General features: G+C 69.6%; 3 protein-coding genes. All 3 read right to left on the bottom strand.

The annotated features are described in order from the left end of the window. The coding region (locus AC08ON_RS13970) for a tyrosine-type recombinase/integrase (RefSeq protein WP_476617126.1) at window positions 1–862 on the bottom strand (862 nt) is incomplete at its 3' end. 171 nt (window positions 863–1,033) lie between these two features. Continuing rightward, window positions 1,034–1,552: a C40 family peptidase gene (locus AC08ON_RS13965; protein ID WP_476607952.1), complete on the bottom strand. Its 519-nt coding sequence runs from the start codon at window positions 1,550–1,552 to the stop codon at window positions 1,034–1,036. After that, complete coding sequence (locus tag AC08ON_RS13960; RefSeq protein WP_476607953.1) at window positions 1,516–1,959, bottom strand: hypothetical protein; 444 nt, start codon at window positions 1,957–1,959, stop codon at window positions 1,516–1,518. The genes AC08ON_RS13965 and AC08ON_RS13960 overlap by 37 nt, the downstream gene beginning before the upstream one ends. Window positions 1,960–2,164: the final 205 nt, after the last annotated feature.

Genomic DNA, 2,164 nt, shown 5'->3' with positions numbered 1-2,164 from the left:
GGCGGACGGCGATCCGGCCGCGCCGTTCGGTCACCCACAGGGCAGGATGCTGGCCGGGATCGAACTGCGGACGCAGCTGCTCGCACCAGTCGTCGAGCAACTCGACGACCCAGTCGAACTCGGGCACGGTCAGCACCGTGCGCCGTTTCGGCGGGCTGCCTCGCGATGCCTTGCCCCACCGCACCTGCACCGACCCGAACCGGCCATGGGCAGTGGCACGTGGGTTCCGGCGGAAGTCCACAACGTCAAGCAGGGCAGCTTCCCGCCGCAGGCCGTAGGCGTACACCGTCTTGAGTGCAACCGCGTCCCGGTACGCCGCCAGCGCGCTCTTCCGACCCCGGGTGCGGATCTCCTCGACGCGGGCGTCGGCGGCATCGAACAGCGCCTGCACCTCGTCGTAGGTCAGCGCCCGCCGCCCTGGCCGGCCTTCATAGTCGACCCGGTGCGCGACGGTGTTCCACTCGTGGCAGATCTGGCTCGGCACCGCCCCGAACCGCCGCTCGCACTCGACCGGCCAGCCATACCGGGCGTCGGTAACGAACTCGCAGAACAGCCGCACCGTCAACTGGTAGGCCCGCACCGTCGACGCCGCCCGCGGGCTCGCTCCTGAGACCAGCTCGGAGGTGAACGCCTCCACCTCACCCGGGGTCCACTCCCACGGGTACTGGTTCGTGAAGGCCGCGAACCGGCGTACGAGATCGAGCCGAGCCCGGATCATGGCCGGCCGCAGAAACCGGCTCTGCTGCTGACGCGACCAGCCTTCCAACATCGCCGCAAACACCGCCGCCGCTGGATCGAAATGCGCAACCGTCGCATCCAGTACAAGGTACGCAGCGCCGGGCAGATCGACACGCTGCGCCACGGCCACCTCCTGTTGCATCCGATGCATCATCGTTGCATCGGACGTCGCCACCGGCGTATAGCCGTCGGAGGGCGGCGTGTCGCGATAGACTCGGACTTGTGGCGCTCCGAAAGTCCGGTATTGCCGCTTTTCGGGCCGCTCGTCGGGTGTTGCATCTGGTCCGAATAAATCTCAGTTGCCCGGCCTTGTCGCCCCGAAATAGTCGTCCCCTTCCCACCTATACAGGGCGATTTTCACTACCTTGCCGCGTCCTGGAGCGGTGATCATCTGCTCGTTTCCGATGTAGATCGCAACGTGGTGGATGTTGGTGGCGGTGCCGTAGAAGACGAGATCGCCGATCTGGAGTGGCTCCTCGGGCGGGACGACGGGTCCGGCCTCGTACTGGGTCTGTGCGGTGCGGGGCAGGTTGATCCCGGCGGCGAGGTAGGCGGCCCGGGTGAGTCCGGAGCAGTCGAAGCCGCCTTCGGCCGGGCCGTCCCCGCCCCACAGGTAGGGGATGCCGAGCTGGCCCTGGGCGTAGACGACGGCGGCGTAGCCAGCGTCGGACGATGCGGTGTCGGCTCCGAAGCCGCCGGTCGAGCTGTACTGGGTGGCCTGGGTGACGACCTGGGCGATGTAGGCGTCGGAGTTGTTGTACTGCCACAGCGCCCCGGTCAGATCGGTGGCGACGTGGTTGTCACATAGGTACACCGCAGCGGCGTAGACCGCGTCGTGGGCATTGTAGAGCGACGGCGGGTGCGCGCCGCCCGCCGGCAGGGGGTGGCGGGCGACGACGTCGGCGAACGTCGGGCGAGGAACTGCATGGGCCTGGCCGCGCCAGCGGAATTGGTACCGCTGGCTACGCCCGGCATCCGACTGCGACCGTGATCACTTTCGGTTTTGCCGATGGCGGCGAGCGTGCTCCAGGACAGGCCGGGGCAGGTTGCTGCGGCCTGCATGTAAAGGTTCAGGTAGTCAGGCGGTATGTCGGCGAGGGCGGTCTGGCTGGGGCTGCCGCCGCTGGTGTAGCCGAGGAACCAGCCGGCGACCGGCGCGCAGAGGACGCGTTCGGCCAGCTGGGCGGCGGCGGCGCCCATGAGCACGATGAGCAGGACCACCGCGGCGACGGCGGCGGCGAGGTATTTGGTCGTGGCCGCTCACCCCCGGTACTCGGCGGGGGGCATCGGCGCGGGCGGTCGCAGGCCCGCCCCGGCGGGTATGGCGTCCGGTCGGTCGGATACTGGTGCGGGTGCGGGCAGCCGGGGCCAGGCCCGGGGCAGCTGGTCGAGGGTGAGCCGGCCGGCGCGGCTGGCGGCGAGGGGC

The sequence above is a fragment of the Frankia sp. CoWAU3 genome, assembly GCF_977971855.1.
This window is presented reverse-complemented; position numbering and strand designations above follow the sequence as displayed.